This is a genomic window from Bradyrhizobium sp. NDS-1, from assembly GCF_032918005.1.
GTDB lineage: Bacteria > Pseudomonadota > Alphaproteobacteria > Rhizobiales > Xanthobacteraceae > Bradyrhizobium > Bradyrhizobium tunisiense.
This window is the reverse complement of sequence record NZ_CP136628.1, coordinates 3,970,376-3,988,914: the sequence shown is the minus strand read 5'-3', so window position 1 is coordinate 3,988,914 and position 18,539 is coordinate 3,970,376. Positions and strand designations below refer to the sequence as shown.

Below are 18,539 nucleotides of genomic sequence, written 5' to 3'. Positions count from 1 at the left end.
CGGCTTCTGCCGGTTACCCCCGAATTTCCCTTAAGTAGTTCGCCCCAAACTACCGCATCTCGTTCGGGGCATGGACGCCGAGGATGGCGAGGCCCGATGCCAGAACCGAGACGACGCCCTGGACCATGGCCAGCCGCGCCTTCGTTAGATCTGCATCATTATTGATAATGAAGCGTAAATAGGGCAAATCGCGCCCCTTCGTCCAAAGTGCATGAAATTCGCTGGCTAAATCATAGAGATAAAAGGCAATTCGGTGCGGCTCGTGGGCCGCCGCGGCGGCTTCGAGCATGCGAGGATATATTGCGAGGCGCTTGAGAAGTTCAAGCTCGACCGGGTCTGACAACCGTTCCACCGCCGACTCACTGAGCCAGGCGATGCGCTTGGCCGAATCCTCCGGCAGCTCCGGGAACACCTCGGCTCGCGCGTTGCGGAAGATCGAGTGGCCGCGGGCATGGCCGTACTGGACGTAGAACACCGGATTGTCGCGCGACTGCTCCATGACCTTGGCGAGGTCGAAGTCGAGCACCGCGTCGTTCTTGCGGTACAGCATCATGAAGCGGACGGCGTCCTGGCCGACTTCATCCACCACCTCACGCAAGGTGACGAAGTCCCCGCTTCGCTTGGACATTTTCACCGGCTCGCCATTGCGCAGCAACTTCACGAGCTGGACGATCTTGACGTCGAGCGATCCCTTGCCCGACGTGGTCGCCTTCACCGCCGCCTGCATCCGCTTGATGTAGCCGCCATGGTCGGCGCCCCAGACGTCGATCATCTCGGCAAAGCCGCGGTCGAACTTGTTCTTGTGATAGGCGATGTCGGAGGCGAAGTAGGTGTAGGAACCATCCGACTTGATCAGCGGACGATCGACATCGTCGCCATAGGCGGTCGCCTTGAACAGAAGCTGCTCGCGGTCTTCCCAATCCTCGACCGGAGCGCCCTTCGGCGGCGGCAGGCGGCCTTCGTAGATGTCGCCCTTGGCCTTCAGGAAATCGATGGTCTCGGCGACCTTGTTGTTGCCGGTCTCGATCAGCGAGCGCTCTGAGAAGAACACGTCGTGGCGGATATTGAGGGCCGCGAGATCGTCCTTGATCTCGTCCATCATCATCGCGATCGCCTTGACCCGGACGGTGGGCAGCCAATGAGCCTCGCTCATCGCGAGGAGCTTGTCGCCATGCTCCTTCGCCAGTGCTGCGCCGACTGGCTTGAGGTAGTCGCCGGGATAGAGCCCTTCCGGGATCGCACCGATGTCCGCTCCCAGCGCCTCGCGGTATCTGAGGAAGGCGGAGCGGGCGAGCACGTCGACCTGGGCGCCGGCGTCATTGATGTAATATTCGCGCGTGACGTCGTGGCCGGCGAACTGGAGCAGGCTCGACAGGGCGTCGCCGAACACGGCGCCGCGGCAATGGCCGACATGCATCGGTCCGGTCGGATTGGCCGAGACGTATTCGACATTGACCTTCGCACCACCGCGGATACGGCCGTAATCGGCCCCCTCGCGCAACACGGTGCGCAGCGCTTCGGCCCAGGCGGCCGGCTTCAGGGTCAGATTGATGAAGCCGGGACCGGCGACGTCGACCTTGGCGATCAGTGCATCAGTGCGCAGCCGCTCGGCAATCCGCTCGGCGAGATCGCGGGGCTTGGCCTTTGCCTCTTTCGCCAGCACCATGGCGGCGTTGGTCGCCATGTCGCCATGGGAGGCATCGCGCGGCGGCTCGACCACCACGCGCGAGAAATCGATGCCCTCGGGCCAGTTGGCGTCCGCCGCAAGCGCGCGACAGGCGCCGTGCACGCGTGCGAGCACATCGGCGAACAGATGCAGGGATGAGGATGTGTCGGGCATGGCCGCCGCCTAACGCAAATCCGGGGTCGAGTCAAAAAGCCGCTGGTGCTCGGTCAGGGCGAAACGGTCGGTCATTCCGGCGATGAAATTGCCAATCCGGCGGGCCCGGTCGCCCTCATTGTCCGCCTCTGCCCCCAGCAGCCATTCCGGCGGCAGCTCGCCAGGAGATTGCAGGTATTTCGCAAACAGATCGAACAGGATCTGCTCCGCCTCCCCCATCACCCGCATCACCCGCTTGTGACGGTACATATGCTGGTACAGGAAGCGCTTGATGGCGGCCTCCTCCTCCGCGACCTCGGCCGGGAACGCGATCAGGGCCCTGCTCTGCCGGCGCACGTCCTGGGCCGACTGCGGCTTCACCGCGGCGAGATTCTTCTGCGCCTGCGCGAACACCGCGCCGATCAGGTGCGAGATCAGCTCGCGCACCAGTTCGGCGCCGCGCCTGAGGTCTTCGAGTTCAGGATAATGGGCGGAGGTCTCGGCGATGATCTCCGCCGTGAGCGGCATCACCTTGAGATCGTCGAGATGGAACAGGCCGGCGCGCAGGCCGTCGTCGATATCGTGGGCGTCATAGGCGATGTCGTCGGCGATGGCGGCGACCTGCGCCTCCAGTGAGGCGAAGCTCCACAATTCGAGGTGGTAGGTCTTGATGTAGTCGGCGATCCCGACGGGAATGCCGTGCTCGCGATAGCGCCCGACCGGGGCACCGCTGCGGTCGGTCAGCGGGCCGTTGTGCTTGACGATGCCCTCCAGCGACTCCCACGTCAGGTTCAACCCGTCGAACTCGGGATAGCGGTGCTCCAGCGAGGCGACGACGCGGAGCGTCTGGGCGTTGTGATCGAAGCCGCCGAAATCCTTGAGGCAGGCATCCAGCGCCCGTTCGCCGGCATGGCCGAACGGGGGATGACCGAGATCATGCGCCAGCGCCAGGGTCTCGGTGAGGTCCTCGTCGAGCCCGAGCTGCCGGGCCAGCGCGCGGGCGATCTGGGCCACTTCCAGCGAATGGGTCAGGCGGGTGCGGTAGTGATCCCCCTCATGGAACACGAACACCTGGGTCTTGTACTTCAGGCGGCGGAACGCGGTGGAGTGGATCACCCGGTCGCAATCCCGCCGGAACGGGCTGCGGGTCCGGCTCGGCGGCTCGGCGACCAGCCGGCCGCGGCTGCGGTCGGGGTCGCAGGCATAGGGCGCGCGGGGGGCTGCCATTCCGACGGACACGGCGAATTTAGTCCCTATCCATTTGATTCTGCGTATGGTGGCACTTAACTATGCCGAACGCGGGATACCAAATGAAATGGGTATGACGCCGGACGACGGGACTATCGGAGACCAGCAATGACGACTGCCGTGACCATCAGCGACCGGGCCGCACGCCGGATTGGGGAGATCCTCAAGGGCGAAGGCTCAGGCGCGATGCTGCGCATTTCGGTCGAGGGCGGCGGCTGCTCGGGCTTCCAGTACAAGTTCGACATCGACCGCGCCCGCACCGACGACGATCTCGTGATCGAGCAGGACAATGCGGTGGTGCTGGTCGATTCCGCCTCGCAACCGTTCCTGGAGGGGTCCCAGGTCGATTTCGTCGATGATCTGATCGGCGCCTCGTTCCGCGTCAACAATCCCAACGCCACGGCGTCCTGCGGCTGTGGGACGAGTTTTTCGATCTGAGCGCTTAGGCGCCCGTGATCTGCCTTTCCTCGTCCGTCCACTCCACCACCGACGGCATCAGCTCCGGCTGGAGCGGCGCGTCCTCCGATATCACGTGGCCGTCCAGCGCACGCAGCAATGTCGCGACCAGCGCCGGCTTGCGCAGCGGCTTGGCCAGGAAGTCGGACATGCCGGCCTCGCGGCAGATCCTGACGTCCTCGGGGAAAGCGTTCGCGGTCAGCGCGACGATCGGCAAGGCCGCAAAGCGCCCGCCTTGCGCGCGGATCGCGCGGGTGGCGGCGAGCCCGTCCATGTCGGGCATGCGCACGTCCATGAGCACGACATCGTAATTGCCTTCGGCGGCGGCCGTGACGGCCTCGGCGCCATCTGTGACGACCCGCAGATCGACGTCGAAGGCCCCTAACATCTTGCTCACGACCATGCGGTTGACCGCATCGTCCTCCGCGACCAGCACCTTCAGCGGCCGGTCGAGGCCGGCAATGCGAGCCTTGAGTTCATCGACCTCGTCGCGACCGGGCACCAGATCGGATGCCTGCGTCGGGCTCCAGGGCAGCACCAGCGTGAAATGGAAGGTCGACCCCTCGCCCGGCGTCGAGGTGACGCCGATGGTGCCGCCCATCTGCTCGATGATGCGCCTGCTGATCGCAAGGCCGAGGCCGGTGCCGCCGAAGCGGCGGCTGATCGAGGCATCGGCCTGCGCGAAGTCGCTGAAGAGCTGACCGAGTTTTTCCGGGGCGATACCGATGCCGCTGTCGGTCACGGTCCATTCGACGGTCGCGAGCAGGTCGCGGCGCGCCCGGCAGGTGGCGGAGATCGTCACCTCGCCTTCGTCGGTGAACTTCACCGCGTTGGAGGCGAGGTTGAGCAGCACCTGGCGGATGCGCGCGACATCGCCGCGCAGCGTCGGCGGCAGGTTCGGATCGAGCTCGACCTTGACCGTCAGCCCCTTGCTCTTGGCACTCGCGCGCGCGACGTTTGCGACCGTCTCGACCAGCGTCTGCGGGGCAAAGTCGACCGCCTCGAACGCGAAGCGGCCGGCCTCGAGCTTGGACAGGTCGAGAATGTCGTTGAGGATGCGCTGGAGATTGTCGCCGGACTCGCGGATCGTGGTGACGGCCTCGCGCTGCTCCGGATCGAGCTCGGTCTCGAGCAGCATGCTGGCGAGCCCGAGCACGCCGTTCATCGGCGTGCGGATCTCGTGGCTCATCACCGCCAGGAAGTCGGATTTCGCACGGCTTTCGGCCTCGGCCTTTTCCGCGCGCCAGCGCTCGGTCACGTCGCGCCCAAAGCCGCGATAGCCGAGAAACTGTCCCTCGCGGTCATAGGCCGGCTTGGCGGTGAGCGACCACAGCCGCGCCTCGCCACCGGCGACGACCTTGAGGTTCATCTCGTGCAGCGGCTCGTTCTGCTCCATCAAGCCGACGACATTGTAGGCCGCGCTCTTGTCCTCCGGGCACAGCATGTCGAGCACGTCGGCGAAATGCGATCCCTTGAGCAGCGGCAGCGGCACTTGGGCGACGTCGGCGAAGCGCTGGGGCACGTCGATCAGATGCCCCTCGGCGTCGGTCTGCCACAGCCAGTCGCTGGCGTTCTCCTGAAAATCCTTCAGCAGCAGCGAGATGATCTCGGTCTGGCGCTCGAGCTCGAGCTGGGCCTTGAGATTGCCGAGGAACAGATTGCCTTGCGAGACGATGTTGCGTGCCATGAAAAATGCGAACAGCAGCAGGAACACCGCTGTGATCAGATAGTGCCCGGTGCCGCAGAGCAGCAGCGCGCCGGCGCAGGCGATCGTCATCGTGGCGAGATAGACGAGGCCGGCACGCGGGAATGTCGAGAGCGTGAAGGCGCCGCCCGACATCATGCCGACCATCAGGCAGGCCAGGAGCAGCTGGCTGGTCGGCTCGATGCGGCTGAACAGCGCCAGCGGCAGCGTGCCCCAGATCGCGGCGATGAAGACCGCCTGCCGCAGCATTTGCCGCGCAGCGCGGGGCGAGGCCTCCTGCAGCGGGCTGCGATGCGACCGGCGCCATGCGCGCACCGCGAGCGAGGCGGTGGTGGCGAGCGTCAGGCCCCAGATCGCGAGGAAGTCGTTCCAGCCCCGGCCCCAGAACAGGATCAGCACGATGACGACGCTCAGCATCGTCACCGCCATCGTCACCGGGATCAGCTGCGTCACCGTATCGACCTGCTTGGCGCGGATGCGGCGGATCTCGCGCTCGCTGAGACCGGCGGTCAGGCCGTCCTCGATCTCGAAGCCGCCGAGCCAATACAGGAACGCGCCGATCAGGCGGTCATGCGGCGCAGTTCGTTTTGTCGATTTGTCCGGCCATCCCATCCGAGAACCTTTTTGGCATCAATGACCCAGCGCGCGCTTAAGCCGGGTTAATTTTGTGGGAGATTTTGCCGCGTCCTTGACGGCCACGTTGGCAGTTTGTTCTAACCATGGCCCCTGCCCGGAGCACGCCGACATGACCATCAGAGTTGCCACCTGGAACGTGAACTCGGTCCGGCAGAGGATCGACCTCCTGCTGACCTGGCTGAAGGAGTGCCAGCCGGACATCGTCTGCCTCCAGGAGATCAAATGCGTCGACGAGGCCTTCCCGCGGCTGGAGATCGAGGCGCTCGGCTACAACGTGGTCACGCACGGGCAGAAGACATTCAACGGCGTCGCCCTGCTCTCCAAGCTCCGCTTCGACGAGACCAAGTCGGGCCTCGCCGGCGACGACGAGGATGCGCATGCCCGTTTCCTCGAAGGCGTGGTGACGCTCAAGCGCGGGGTCCTGCGCATCGCCTGCCTCTATCTGCCCAATGGCAACCCGGTCGGGACCGAGAAATATCCCTACAAGCTCAAGTGGATGTCGCGGCTTCTTGACTATTCGAAGGAGCGTCTCAAGACCGAGGAGCCGCTGATCCTCGCCGGCGACTTCAACGTCATCCCGCATGCCCGCGACGTGCACAATCCCGCCGCCTGGACCGAGGACGCACTGTTCAAGACCGAGACCCGGGAGAGCTTTCAGTCCCTGCTCGGCCTCGGCCTCACCGACGCCTTGCGCGCCGTCACCGACGAACCGGGGCTGTACACCTTCTGGGATTACCAGGCCGGTGCCTGGCAGAAGAACCATGGCCTGCGGATCGACCATCTGCTGCTGTCGCCGCAGGCCAGCGACCGGCTCGCCAATGTCGGGATCGACAGCTATGTGCGGGCTTGGGAGAAGCCGTCGGACCACGTGCCGGTGTGGGCGGATCTCGATCTGGAGGCGGCGTAGGCCGCCTCAGAGAACTATTCCCTACGACCCTGCACCCACTGCTCCAGCATCTGCAGGGCCATGGCGCGGTCGTCGTCGGAGGCCTTGGCGAAGGCGCGGTTGTAGCTTTCCTTGATCCAGCTCTCTTCGGCACCGGCGCTGTCACGCGCCAAGGTGAGCCACATCAGGCCGCGCGCGGCCTGCCGCGGCAGGCGGTCGCCGTTGAACAGCATCTGACCGAGCAGCGCCTGGGCCTGGTGCTGGCCCTTCTGGGCGGCGAGGCCGAGCCAGCGTGCGCCGTAGCGGAAATCCTCACGCGAGGCGTCCGGCGTCTTCAGGTACAGGCGGGCGAGATCGTATTGCGCATCGGCATTGCCGAAATAGGAGGCCGCATAGGAGAACATCTCCCGCGCCCGCTCCGGGTCCGACTTGACCTTCGAGTTCGGGATGCCGCTGAGATAGTAGCGGCCGAGCGCGACGAAGGCATTGGCCACGATCTGCGCCTGCGGCGCCGAGGGGCTGTCCTCGGCATGCGCATTGGCAACCCGGCTGAAATATTCGAAGGCGCGCAGATCGTCCTGGGCGACGCCGTCGCCATTGGCGTACATGCGGCCGAGCTTCCACTGCGCGATGGGGTGGCCGCCCTCGGCGGCATATTGCAGCGCACTGAGCGAGGTCTCCTGAGGCACGGCCGCCGGCGCGACCTTGCCGCGCACGGCCGCCGCGGTCCCCGGCAAGGTGGTCACGACCGGGAAAGCCGCGTCCTTCGGGTTGACCGGAGCGCCGTCGAAGGCAAGCGCCGGCGCGGCCAGCGCGATGGCCCCCAACACAAACGCAACTGTGGCACGCCTAGATGTCCGCATAGCACTGTTTCTCGTGCGCGCCGCCCGGATGGGTCACTGCCCCCCCGACCGCTGGTCCAACCTGCTGAGCATATTTCCAGAGCGCACCCGACGTGTGGTTAGTCGCGCGAGCGCTCCATTTGGTTTTGCGCTGGGCGAGTTCGGCGTCGCTCAATTTTACGTTAAGGGTACCGGCAACGGCGTCGATCTCGATGATGTCGCCGTCCTCGAGCAGCCCGATCGGGCCGCCAATGGCGGCTTCCGGCCCGACATGGCCGATGCAGAAGCCGCGGGTGGCGCCGGAGAAGCGGCCGTCGGTGATGAGCGCGATCTTGCCGCCCATACCCTGGCCGGTCAGCGCCGCGGTGGTCTGGAGCATTTCCCGCATGCCGGGGCCGCCCTTCGGCCCCTCGTAGCGGATCACGATGACTTCGCCTTCGCGGTAGGTGCGCTTCTGGACCGCCTCGAAAGCATCCTCCTCACGGTCGAAGCACCTGGCCGGACCGGTAAACCTGAGGTTGGACATTCCCGCGACTTTCACGATCGCACCTTCTGGCGCCAAATTGCCCTTCAGGCCAACCACACCGCCTGTGACGGTGATGGGCTTGTCTGCCGGGTGCACCACGTCCTGGTGCGGATTCCACTTCACGCTCTTGAGGTTTTCAGCGATCGTGCGGCCCGTGACGGTAAGGCAATCACCGTGCAGGAAGCCGTTGTCGAGCAGCGTCTTCATCAGAAGCGGTATGCCACCTACTTCAAACATGTCTTTGGCGACATAACGGCCACCCGGCTTCAAATCCGCGACATATGGTGTCTTTTTGAAGATTTCGGCGACGTCGAATAAGTCGAACTTGATGCCGCACTCATGCGCGATCGCCGGCAGGTGCAGCGCAGCATTGGTCGAGCCGCCGGAGGCTGCAACCACGGCAGCCGCGTTCTCCAGCGCCTTGCGGGTGACGATGTCGCGCGGCCGGATGTTCTGGGCGATCAGGTCCATCACCTTCTCGCCCGCGGTCATGCAGAAGGCGTCGCGGATTTCATACGGTGCCGGCGCACCGGCCGAGTAAGGCAGCGCAAGGCCAATCGCCTCGGAGACGGTCGCCATGGTGTTGGCGGTGAACTGCGCGCCGCAGGCGCCCGCCGAGGGGCAGGCCACGCGCTCGATCTCGTCGAGGTCCTCGTCCGACATGGCGCCGACCGAGTGCTTGCCGACGGCCTCGAACATGTCCTGCACGGTGACCTGCTGGCCGCGGAAATTGCCGGGCAGGATCGAGCCGCCATAGATGAAAATCGAGGGCACGTTGAGACGGACCATCGCCATCATCATGCCCGGCAGCGACTTGTCGCAGCCGGCGAGCCCGACGAGCGCGTCATAGGCATGGCCGCGCACGGTCAGCTCGACCGAATCGGCGATGCATTCGCGCGACGGCAGCGAGGAGCGCATGCCGTCGTGCCCCATGGCGATCCCGTCGGTCACGGTGATGGTGCAGAACTCGCGCGGGGTGCCGCCGGCCGACGCCACGCCCTTCTTCACCGCCTGGGCCTGGCGCATCAGCGCGATGTTGCAGGGAGCGGCTTCATTCCAGCAGGAGGCGACGCCGACGAAGGGCTGGTGGATCTGGTCGGTGGTCAGACCCATGGCGTAGAAATAGGACCGATGGGGCGCGCGCGCAGGGCCTTCCGTCACGTGACGGCTCGGCAGCCTCTGCTTGTCAATCTTCGCGCTCATCGCAAACCAGTTTCCCCGGTCAACCCTTTCAGACCCGAAAAATCAGAGCCAAGATTTTAATCGACCTTGGGATTTCTCGTGACGTCGAGGACTGCCTGCTACCTCCAGAACTTAGAGCGATTTTATTCATGTTTGGGTGTGGCCAAAAAGCGGCGGTGATGCGAACCGCCGGTGATGACGGTTAAATCCGAGATGAGTGTTGCGGAGACAGCACAATCGTTACCGGGAAGACACGGATTTGCACACTCCAATACCTCACAAGGCAAGACAGTCCGCAACCTTTGATTTCAAGGTCAGGAGAGCGCGCCAGCATCGCACTGAATGACGGAGATGCCCGCAGGTGAGTCGGCGACAGGGTCCAAGGCCGTGACATGGGCCCCGGCTCAGCAGCGCACCGCCAAAGCGGCGCTGCGCTGCGTCCGGAGCTGAGTGGCGCACGCTCTCCCAACGACGCCCATTGTCGTGATCTCCTCGCGATGACTGAGTGTGAGGCGGCAGCCTGTTCTCCAAGGGACACTGTCATTCTCCGCGAAGGCGGGAATCCAGTACGCCGCGGCTTCTCGGTTCAATCGCGAGCGTCTCTGGAATACTGGATCGCACGGTCAAGCCGGGCGACGACAGTGAGTGTGGCGGGACTGACATGCTTCTTCGGCCTCGCGGCGCAATTCGCCCGAGCTTTGCTTGATCACGCCACCCTCAAAACCAAGAGGGCGCAGGGAAGGCCGGGTGCCGACAGGCACCCGCGGTCCGCTGCGCGAAATGCACGCGCAAAAAGAACCGCACAGCAGCATACAGGTGGTGCCGATCACTCGGCCTTCCCTGCGCGATGGTCGGACGGCTTATGCCGTGCTCTCCCGGGAGCCGAACTTTCCTCTGGCCTCCCTCGCCCTGCGAATTGGATGATGCAGTCCGCCCGGTCGGGCTCGCTCGCACCTTCGCAGACAGCTTGACCGTGGCAATGACGGCCAGGACCACACGGTTTTGCCGTACGCACGGCCCGCCATGTCGCCGCAGTATTCCCAGCCCTGTCGACGGAGCTGAGAACTTACAGGCGAGACGAAGCCTGGCAGCGCCGTCGTCCGCACGCGGTTACGGGCTCACAGGGACTACCCGCCCTGCCCGCACCTCTCGCGCCGACGCTGCCGCGTCCACCGCAGACCCGGCTCGCGAAAATGACGACCTCATGATCGCCCCTCTTGAGTGAGCCGGGATGCACGACACATACGCCGAAACCGAATTTCGGTAAAGTGGAATATTTTTGCGACGCTGGGTTGACAGAGGCCGACACAGGCGCGATCGTCCCATCACGCTCTGGTCCATTGACTGGCGTGCTGATCAGAAAGTTGCGCCGGCCTTGAGCAGATAGGTGCGGCCGGGCAGCGGATAAGCGCTGAAGCGGCCGTCCGTGAAGGTGCTTGCGATGGCGTAATCGTAGTAGAGCGCATTCAGCACATTGTTGACGCTGAGCGACCAGAAGTAGCGGTCAACCTGGCCGCTGAGCTTGAGGTCGATCGTGCCGTTGGCGGGAATCGGCTTCTGTGTGCCCGCCTGATCGTTGTCCATGCGCCGCTCGCTCCAGAACCGCGCGGTGGCGTCGAGCACCAAATAGTTCTGCCAGATGTTCCAGGTGACGCCCGCACTCGCGGTGTAGCGCGACACCAGCGGCACGTCATTGCCGGTCCAGATGCCTTCGCGGAAGACGGCGCGGGTATAGGCCATGCCGGAGCGCAGCAGCAGAGCGTCGTTGACGCGATAGGACAGGCTGGTCTCCGAGCCGTAGCGGCGGGTCGGATCGAGGTTGGTGTTGTAGAACAGCACCGGGTTGAAATGGACCTCGTTGGTGAGGTCCATCAGATAGAGGCTGCTCTGCAGCTGCAGTCCGCCGCCCTTGATGCGCAGGCCGCCCTCGATGTCCTGCGAGGTCTGGGTCTTGAGTTGAAACGTTTGCGGGATCGCAGCGAAGGTCAGGGGATCGAAGGACGGCCCTGAGGACAGGCGCTCGTCCACGTCGGGCGTGCGGAACGCGCGCGCGGCGCGGCCGAACAGCGAGACCACCTCATTGAGGCGATGCTCGGCCCCGAGATGCAGCGCATATTGGGTTTCATCGCTCTGGAGCGGGAGGGCGCCGATGTCGGCGTTGAACGGCGCCGCCGGGTCGAAATTGTCGCGCGCCGCAAGATTGATCGTCTGCACCCGCGCGCCATAGGAAATGTCGGTCGCAGGCGACACGCCCAATGTGTGCTGAAAATAGCCCGCAACCGTCTGCTGCCTGAGGTCGTAATTATGCCAGGGGGAGAGCCCCTGCCCGGCGCCGCGGTTCTGCTGAAAGCTCGCATCGTAATAGTCGATGCCGGTGAGGAGCTGCGATGGCATTCCGAGCAGCAGGCTCTTCACGCTGAGCCGCGGTGTGATCGACCACGTGGTCAGATGGGAATCGGCATAGGTCGACGTGAAGAAGCCCGGAACCGGCACCGGGCTGGAGAAGAACGCACTCTGCTGTTTCTTGTCGCGCACGCCGCCGTCGACGATGAGATCGACTCCGTTGACGAGGGTCTTGGTGAAGCCCGCGGTCGCGCTGAAGCCCTGCTGGTTGGCATAGTTGAACGGCGTGCTGGTCCCTCGCCGGTCGGTCGCGACCTCGTCGAGGCCGATCGATGGGTCGACGGTGCGCCCGCCCGGCAGCCGCAACTCCTGATGATCGCCCGTGACGGTGAGAAAAGCGGTCAGGCCCGGTGTCGCGTAATTGAGATTGCCGACGCCGTTCTGCTGGGAATAGCGATTATTGTCGCGGTAGCCATCGGTCCTGACGGCATTGCCATAGAACGAGGTCGACCACGGACCGGAATTGAGCGAGGTCGAGACGTTGCCGAGCCCCGTGTTGAACGAGCCGAAGCCGGCCTCGATGCGCGCGGTCACGGGCGGTCCGCCGACGCCGCTTTTGGTGACGATGTTGATCACGCCGCCGACCGCGTTGTCGCCATAGAGCACCGCTCCGGAATTGCCGCGCGTGATCTCGATACGCTCGATGGAATTGAGCGGGATGGTGGAAAGGTCCACCTGTGCCATGTCGACGTCGTTCAGCCGCCGTCCGTTGACCAGCACCAGCGTGTTGGCGGTTGCAAACGCGCCGAAGCCGCGCAGGTCCACGCCGGTCTTGGCACCGATCGGGCCGCCATAGAACGTCGTGATCTGGGCCCCCGGCGTCTGCGTCGCGATGATCTCGGCCAGCGTCTGCGACGGCGCGTGCGCGATATCCGCGGCCGTGACGACGGTCGTGGCAGCACCGACGATACCGCCGTTGCCGGCGACAGCCTCGACGGCCGAGCCGGCGCCATTGCCCGACGGCGCGACATCGGCCGTCGCGCGGGGCCTCGTCGCGCCGTCACCGGTCGCCCTGGCCCGCGTGCGGTTCTGGTCGTCGGGCTTGGTCACTTCAATCGGTGGCAGCTGCTCGGCAAGGACCTGCTGGGCGAAGGCCGGAGAGAGATCGAGCGAATGGAAGGCAACGGACGCGAACAGGCCAGCGCTGAGGCGCCCGGCGGCAGAGACAAGACGGGACACAATTGTAAACCTCGGTATGACGTCAGTGGCACGTCACAGCGAACGAGGTTTCACGGTGGAGCGATGGATTGCTCCGGTGAAGCCGATGTCTGCACTCCCCGACCGACATCTTCGCGTGTGACCACGGCTGACGGCAGGTCTCCTGGCTCGCGGGTCGTTACCTTACGTCGCCTTCCCAGGACCGAGTTCCCAGTGGCATAGGACGAAAGATTCACCGCTTACAGTTGCGGGGGCAGCCGTGGCGTTGAGACAATTCCCGTTGGGACAATCCCGCACCACATTCCCTTTTGATCTCCCTGAGGAGAACCGTCACCGATCAACTTACGTGTCGTTCCGCCGGGGAGTCAATCGACCGGTGGCCGTTGTCACCGCGCTCAGGTCCGCCCTCGCAAACGCTGGGCCTGTGCCCAGGCGGCAGCGACGTCGCGTGGCGGAACATCGACGCGCTTGATCGGAGTCAATTCGCCGGAGGCCGAGACGATCGCGGTTTCCTCGCGTCGGCAGCGCGTGCAGACAAAGCGGACCTCATGCGGGGACGCCCACCAGCTCGATCGCTTCACGTTGACCGCCATCGGCCAGGCATCGCAGTGCGAGCAGGACACCAGAAATCGACCGGGATCGAGCATACCCATTTCATCGGACTCCGCGTCCTTCCGCTTCTTCAATGATTAACCCAGGTGAATCGTTCCGGTGCCCAAGCACCGCCGGTTGCTCTCAGCGCGCGCCCTTGAGGGTGCAGGAGGTCGTGCACGTGACCGTGGTGCCGCGATCGCAGGATCTGCAGGCATTGACACACTGGTTCATGTCGCGGGGATTGTACGAGCTGTAGTTCCGCATCGGGCAGGCCGATGTCGAGCCGGTGATGTCCTGATCCTGATTGCAGGACGCCATCATGAGCGCAAATATGATCACGGCAACGAGGCGCATGTGATTGCCCTGTCGAGCATGGCAAATGACACTCGCGAGGCACGCTGCACTGCAGCGAACCCCGGCCTTCCCAGCACGAGCGATCGCTCGCTGCGTCAAGGATGCGCGCCAAACCTTAAGAACGGATTGCAGCCGGCCTCAGGCCGCGGCCTTGGTCGCGATCGCCTGCCGCATGTCCGTCGCCAACTGACGGTACTGCTCCGAAAGCTTCAGATAGAACTCGCGCTTGGTGCTGTCGGTCGCGAGCTTGGCAATCAGCTCGCATTCGGCGGTCAGCGTCTCGAACCGTTCCAGCCTGTCCTGAAGTTCCGTCATCGGCGTGTCCCCGTCAAACGCCTCAAGGACATCCAACCTAAGCCCGGGAAATAGGTCACGGCGAACATCGTTATCGAGTAGAAACAATTTTTCCGGGGCGGCAGCTATTTGCTGTCCAGCCGCCAGGCGCCGTCCCAGCCGGCGTCCGGCGGGCTCGCCTCGAACTGCGCGATGCGGCCGAGCATCGCGCGCGACGGTCCGTCGCCGGGGACGGCTTCGAGCGCCGCGTTGAAAGCAGCGCGCGCCTCCTCGAAGCGCCGGGCGCGATAGGCGGCGAGCGCTTCGGCATAGTGCATGCGCAGGCTGTCCTGTGCGCCGGTGAGCGCGCCCGCCCTCGCCATCACTTCGAAGATCGCCTGCGGCGCGCTCTGGCCGGCGACCGCGAGACGATCGATCTCGCGCAGTTCGAGCCGCGATCCGACCGCATCAGCGGTGGCCTGCGCGATCAGGATGCGGGTGCCGTAAACCTTGTTGACGGCCTCCAGCCGGGAAGCGAGGTTCACGGCATCCCCCATCACCGTAAAGCTCATCATCAATTCGGAACCGATGCTGCCGGTCAGGACCTCGCCGGTGGCGATGCCGACCCGCAAATCGCACGGCGCCGGCATGGCGCGGATGCCGAGCAGGTCGGGCAGCTGCTTCTGGAGCGCCGGCACCTGCTCGGTCATCTCGATGGCGGCGAGGCCCGCGAGCAACGCCTGCTCGTCGTCCTCGATGAAGGGCGGGCCCCAATAGGACATGATGGCATCGCCGATATATTTGTCGATGATGCCGCGATTGCCCCTGATGGGGGCGGACATCACCGTGAAATAATGGTTCATCACTCGCACGAGCCCGCGCGGGGTCATGCCCTCGCTCATCGCGGTGAAGCCGCTCATGTCGCAGAACATGATGGTCATGACCCGGCGCTCGCCGTCGATCGCGATCTCCGGCCGGTCGATCAGCCCCTGCACCACCTTGGGATCGATGTAGCGGCCAAAGGTCTCGCGGACGCGCTCGTTGTGCCTGAGCTGCTCGGTCATGCGGTTGAACGCCGCGGCGAGTTCGCCGATCTCGTCCTGGGTGGAGACGGTGATGGTCTTGTCGAAGCGACCGGCTTCGACCTCGCGGGTGCCGGCGAGCAGCAGCCGCACCGGGCGCGTGATACCGCTGGACACCAGGAGCGCAAAGGCAAATCCGAGCACCGCCGCGAGCAAGGTCACGGCTCCCGACACGATGATGGCCTGGTATTGGCGGCCAATCACTTGCGACGTCGAGAAGAAGACCTGCGTCAGCATGTCGGCCCTGATCGCGTCGACCTTCCGGTTGAACGCATCGCGCAGGGTGTCCAGCTGTTCCAGCGTGGCGCGGGCCTGGACCACGTCCTTGGCCTCGATCTGCTTGAGCAGTTTCGCATTGCCCTCGTCCAGATTGCGCCGCAACTCGGTGACGGCGCTCTCGATGCGGACGTCGAGCCGTGCCAGCGCGGCATTGTCGGAATACGTCCTGGGATCATCGATGATCGCGTTGATGAGCTTGCGCGCTGCCTCGGCTTCTTCCTCGAACTTGCGGTCCAATGCCTCGAAGTCGCGAAGCCGCGCCGCATACGTCTCCTCGTCCGACGACGCCCCCATCTTGGTCATGACCATTTGCCGCAGCGCCAGGGCGCGCTCCAGCGAACGGATATTGGCGCGGGCCAGATGGCTGTAGGCCGGGATGTAGCGGTTGGTCAGCTCGCCCAGGAGGACACCGACCTGGCTCGACATCACCATCGACAGGATCGAGGTGACCAGCATCAGGACGATCAATCCGAGGGCGATGCCGACGATCTTGCGCCGGATCGACTGGTTGAAAATCGGCATAGGCGCGGGGCAAAGGCTCAAAGGACGAAGCGAGGGATTCCATACACCGGATCGGGATTCGGGAACACGCGCAATCTGTCCCTGCTGACGCCCTGGACCCGGCCAAACCGTCGCGCGGGTCCGGTTTCGTTAACAAAGGCTTAAGAGGCCATCCTTCATTCCCCCAGCGCGGGAGTTCCCTCATCACATCCGTATTTTGCCGCATTGTTGCGACAGCGTGAGGATGCGACACGGTAGTGATGCACCGTGTCGGTGCCTTGATTCTCAAGCCGCATGTCGTCGCGGACCTTGGTTTGTAGTGGTTTCGCAGGGGGACCATGGAATGAACCAGTGCCTACGCTCGCTCGCGTGTGTCGTTGCCGTGGCCGCAATGGCCCTTCTTCCCACCGAGATGGCGGCCAAGAGCAGCCACAAATCGTCCGCGCCGAAGAAGACGCATGAGGCGAAGGGCGGCAAGCATCGCCACACGGCGGTGAAGTCGCGCCACGGCAAGCATGCCGAGGCCAGACACAAATCGAAGAAGGCCGACGAAGCGCCGTCTGACAAGCCCGCAACACCGCCGCTGACCGGCGACCTCGCCGCGCTGAAGGACGCCATCGATCTCACCCGCAAGGGCAAGACCGATGACGCGAGCGCAGCGCGCGAGCGCATCACCGATCCCGCCGGACGCAAGCTCGCGGACTGGTTCATGCTGCGCCACTCCGACAGCACGGCGAATTTCAAGCGTTACGCCGCCTTCCTCGAGGCCAATCCGGACTGGCCGAGCCGCGCGTTGCTGCGCCGGCGCGCCGAGGCGCGGCTGTGGCAGGAGAAGGCCGACGCCGCCACCGTGCACAAGTTCACCATGGACCGGCCGACCAGCGCCAAGGGCAAGTTCGCGCTCGCCCGCGTGCTGTTTGCCGAAGGCGACGCCGACAGGGCCGCGCGACTCGTGCGCGAGGCCTGGCGCGCGGACGAATTGTCGGAGCGCAGCGAGGAGGATTCCTACGAGGCGTTCCGCGACCTCCTGACCGCGGACGATCATCGCGCCCGCATGGACAAGCGGCTCGGCGCCAAGGACTATTCGGGCGCGCGGCGCGCCGCAAAACGGCTCGGCGAGGATGCGCTCGCGATCGCCAAGGCCTGCGCCGCCGTCACCGGCAAGTCGAGCAAGGCCAAGGACTATCTGGAGGACGTCCCGACCGAGGCGCGACGCGATCTCGGCTATGTGCTGTGCCGCGCCCAGTGGCATCTCCAGAACGACCGCATCGACGACGCGGCCGAGGTGATCCTCGCCGCCCAGCCCGACACCATGGCCGCGCAAGATACCGATGCCTGGTGGCGCGAGCGCCGCATGCTGGCGCGCAAGCTGCTCGACCAGGGCAAGTCCAGGACGGCCTATGACGTGGTTCGCACCGCCGCGGTGCCCGAGAAGGAAGTCTACCGCGTCGACTATCATTTCATGTGCGGCTGGATCGCGCTGCGCTTCCTCGACGATCCCCAGGCGGCGCTGGTGCACTTCGCCGCCATCGACGAAGGCTCGGCCAATCCGATCGCGCTGTCGCGTGCCCATTACTGGCGCGGCCGTGCCGCCGAGGCGATGGGCGCGACCGCAGATGCGCGCATGAGCTATCGGGCGGCATCGCGCTATTCGACCGCGTATTACGGCCAGCTTGCGCGCGCAAAGCTCGGTCTCGACCGCATCGAGCTGCGTGCGCCCTCGCCCGTGCTGGCCTCGGCCGACACGCCGCCCGCAGACGAGCGCGTGCGTGCCGCCGACATGCTCTACGACATCGGCGAGCGCGACATGGTGTTCTACTATGCCCAGGATTTCGCCAAGGAGAGCACCGACGTCGCGGCGCTCGAAGCGCTCGGCGAGCTCGCCGGCCGGCGCAACGATGCGCGCGTGATGCTGGAGGTCGGCAAGTCGGCGCTGGCGCGCGGGCTCGCGCTCGACCATTACGCCTTCCCCACCATCGGCATCCCCGAGCACCAGCAGGTCGCGCCCGCGATCGAGACCAGCGTGATCTATTCGGTGGCGCGCACCGAAAGCTCCTTCGAGCAGCGCGACAAGTCGCATGCCAACGCGGTCGGGCTGATGCAGGTGACGCCGGAGGCCGGACGCGATACCGCCAGACGTTTCGGACTGACTTACGACTGGGGCAAGATGGTCTCCGACCCCGTCTACAACACGCAGATGGGCGCGGCCGAGCTCAGCGCGCTTTTCTCGGAATACCGCGGCAACCAGATCATGACCTTCGCCGGCTACAATGCCGGCCGCGGCCGCGTGCGCGAATGGGTGCAGGCGCGCGGCGACCCCCGGGATCCCAGGGTCGATCCGGTCGATTGGGTCGAGCGCATCCCGCTGTCGGAGACACGCAACTACGTCCAGCGCGTAATCGAGAACGTGCTGGTGTACCGCGCGCGGTTCGAGGGCAGCAGCATGATCGCCGGCAAGAGCAACGAGCGTGTGGTGACGCACGAGGCCGGAGCAACGGCACCCGTGGCGGCCGCAGCGCCCGCTCCCTAGTCGACGCCGCCGGGGCTGAACACCGGCGCCTGCAAGGTTACGTCGCTGCGGCTTCCACGCGAGTG

The 18,539-nt window shown here is 65.1% G+C and carries 13 protein-coding genes and 1 riboswitch; of the genes, 3 read left to right on the top strand and 10 right to left on the bottom strand.

Going from position 1 to position 18,539, the window contains the following annotated elements; translation table 11 throughout:
* Nucleotides 1-49 precede the first annotated feature (49 nt).
* Entirely contained in the window at nt 50-1,840 is a 1,791-nt protein-coding gene (argS, locus tag RX330_RS18785; protein WP_317239378.1) for an arginine--tRNA ligase, read from the bottom strand.
* Between the two features lie 9 nt (nt 1,841-1,849).
* Nucleotides 1,850-3,058 carry a deoxyguanosinetriphosphate triphosphohydrolase gene (locus RX330_RS18780; protein ID WP_317239377.1) on the bottom strand — a complete coding sequence of 403 codons (1,209 nt, stop codon included), beginning with the start codon at nt 3,056-3,058 and terminating at the stop codon, nt 1,850-1,852.
* 117 nt (nt 3,059-3,175) lie between these two features.
* On the opposite strand from RX330_RS18780, the gene erpA reads away from it, so the two are divergent.
* Nucleotides 3,176-3,505: an iron-sulfur cluster insertion protein ErpA gene (gene erpA, locus RX330_RS18775; RefSeq protein ID WP_212084647.1), complete on the top strand. Its 330-nt coding sequence runs from the start codon at nt 3,176-3,178 to the stop codon at nt 3,503-3,505.
* Nucleotides 3,506-3,509: 4 nt separating this feature from the next.
* Here erpA and RX330_RS18770 read toward each other — a convergent pair whose 3' ends face one another.
* Nucleotides 3,510-5,840: an ATP-binding protein gene (locus RX330_RS18770; protein WP_317239376.1), complete on the bottom strand. Its 2,331-nt coding sequence runs from the start codon at nt 5,838-5,840 to the stop codon at nt 3,510-3,512.
* Nucleotides 5,841-5,973: 133 nt separating this feature from the next.
* On the opposite strand from RX330_RS18770, the gene xth reads away from it, so the two are divergent.
* Nucleotides 5,974-6,771 carry an exodeoxyribonuclease III gene (gene xth, locus RX330_RS18765; protein WP_317239375.1) on the top strand — a complete coding sequence of 266 codons (798 nt, stop codon included), beginning with the start codon at nt 5,974-5,976 and terminating at the stop codon, nt 6,769-6,771.
* Between the two features lie 14 nt (nt 6,772-6,785).
* Here xth and RX330_RS18760 read toward each other — a convergent pair whose 3' ends face one another.
* From RX330_RS18760 to RX330_RS18730, 7 genes are all read right to left on the bottom strand, one after another.
* Complete coding sequence (locus tag RX330_RS18760) at nt 6,786-7,613, bottom strand: tetratricopeptide repeat protein (protein WP_212084642.1); 828 nt, start codon at nt 7,611-7,613, stop codon at nt 6,786-6,788.
* A complete protein-coding gene (gene ilvD, locus RX330_RS18755; protein WP_212084640.1) occupies nt 7,600-9,321 on the bottom strand; it encodes a dihydroxy-acid dehydratase in 1,722 nt (573 codons plus the stop codon). The genes RX330_RS18760 and ilvD overlap by 14 nt, the downstream gene beginning before the upstream one ends.
* Nucleotides 9,322-10,656: 1,335 nt before the next feature.
* Nucleotides 10,657-12,882 carry a TonB-dependent receptor gene (locus tag RX330_RS18750; RefSeq protein ID WP_212090325.1) on the bottom strand — a complete coding sequence of 742 codons (2,226 nt, stop codon included), beginning with the start codon at nt 12,880-12,882 and terminating at the stop codon, nt 10,657-10,659.
* Nucleotides 12,883-12,996: 114 nt separating this feature from the next.
* A riboswitch (cobalamin riboswitch) is annotated at nt 12,997-13,208 on the bottom strand.
* A gap of 48 nt (nt 13,209-13,256) precedes the next feature.
* On the bottom strand, nt 13,257-13,514 hold the full coding sequence (locus RX330_RS18745) for a hypothetical protein (protein ID WP_212090321.1): 258 nt from the start codon (nt 13,512-13,514) through the stop codon (nt 13,257-13,259).
* 82 nt (nt 13,515-13,596) lie between these two features.
* Complete coding sequence (locus tag RX330_RS18740; RefSeq protein WP_212090318.1) at nt 13,597-13,809, bottom strand: hypothetical protein; 213 nt, start codon at nt 13,807-13,809, stop codon at nt 13,597-13,599.
* A 138-nt stretch (nt 13,810-13,947) separates the two neighbouring features.
* The gene (locus RX330_RS18735; RefSeq protein ID WP_212090316.1) at nt 13,948-14,124 is read right to left on the bottom strand and encodes a hypothetical protein; all 177 of its coding nucleotides are present in this window, start codon (nt 14,122-14,124) and stop codon (nt 13,948-13,950) included.
* Between the two features lie 104 nt (nt 14,125-14,228).
* On the bottom strand, nt 14,229-15,965 hold the full coding sequence (locus tag RX330_RS18730; RefSeq protein WP_212090314.1) for an adenylate/guanylate cyclase domain-containing protein: 1,737 nt from the start codon (nt 15,963-15,965) through the stop codon (nt 14,229-14,231).
* A gap of 322 nt (nt 15,966-16,287) precedes the next feature.
* On the opposite strand from RX330_RS18730, the gene RX330_RS18725 reads away from it, so the two are divergent.
* Entirely contained in the window at nt 16,288-18,474 is a 2,187-nt protein-coding gene (locus tag RX330_RS18725; protein ID WP_212090312.1) for a lytic transglycosylase domain-containing protein, read from the top strand.
* Nucleotides 18,475-18,539 lie beyond the last annotated feature (65 nt).

What these genes read in the sequence shown, in the direction of transcription:
- argS (WP_317239378.1), bottom strand. Translation starts at nt 1,840, where the DNA reads ATGCCCGACACATCCTCATCCCTGCATCTGTTCGCCGATGTGCTCGCA.
- erpA (WP_212084647.1), top strand. Translation starts at nt 3,176, where the DNA reads ATGACGACTGCCGTGACCATCAGCGACCGGGCCGCACGCCGGATTGGG.
- RX330_RS18770 (WP_317239376.1), bottom strand. Translation starts at nt 5,840, where the DNA reads ATGGGATGGCCGGACAAATCGACAAAACGAACTGCGCCGCATGACCGC.
- xth (WP_317239375.1), top strand. Translation starts at nt 5,974, where the DNA reads ATGACCATCAGAGTTGCCACCTGGAACGTGAACTCGGTCCGGCAGAGG.
- RX330_RS18760 (WP_212084642.1), bottom strand. Translation starts at nt 7,613, where the DNA reads ATGCGGACATCTAGGCGTGCCACAGTTGCGTTTGTGTTGGGGGCCATC.
- ilvD (WP_212084640.1), bottom strand. Translation starts at nt 9,321, where the DNA reads ATGAGCGCGAAGATTGACAAGCAGAGGCTGCCGAGCCGTCACGTGACG.
- RX330_RS18745 (WP_212090321.1), bottom strand. Translation starts at nt 13,514, where the DNA reads ATGGGTATGCTCGATCCCGGTCGATTTCTGGTGTCCTGCTCGCACTGC.
- RX330_RS18740 (WP_212090318.1), bottom strand. Translation starts at nt 13,809, where the DNA reads ATGCGCCTCGTTGCCGTGATCATATTTGCGCTCATGATGGCGTCCTGC.
- RX330_RS18735 (WP_212090316.1), bottom strand. Translation starts at nt 14,124, where the DNA reads ATGACGGAACTTCAGGACAGGCTGGAACGGTTCGAGACGCTGACCGCC.
- RX330_RS18730 (WP_212090314.1), bottom strand. Translation starts at nt 15,965, where the DNA reads ATGCCGATTTTCAACCAGTCGATCCGGCGCAAGATCGTCGGCATCGCC.
- RX330_RS18725 (WP_212090312.1), top strand. Translation starts at nt 16,288, where the DNA reads ATGAACCAGTGCCTACGCTCGCTCGCGTGTGTCGTTGCCGTGGCCGCA.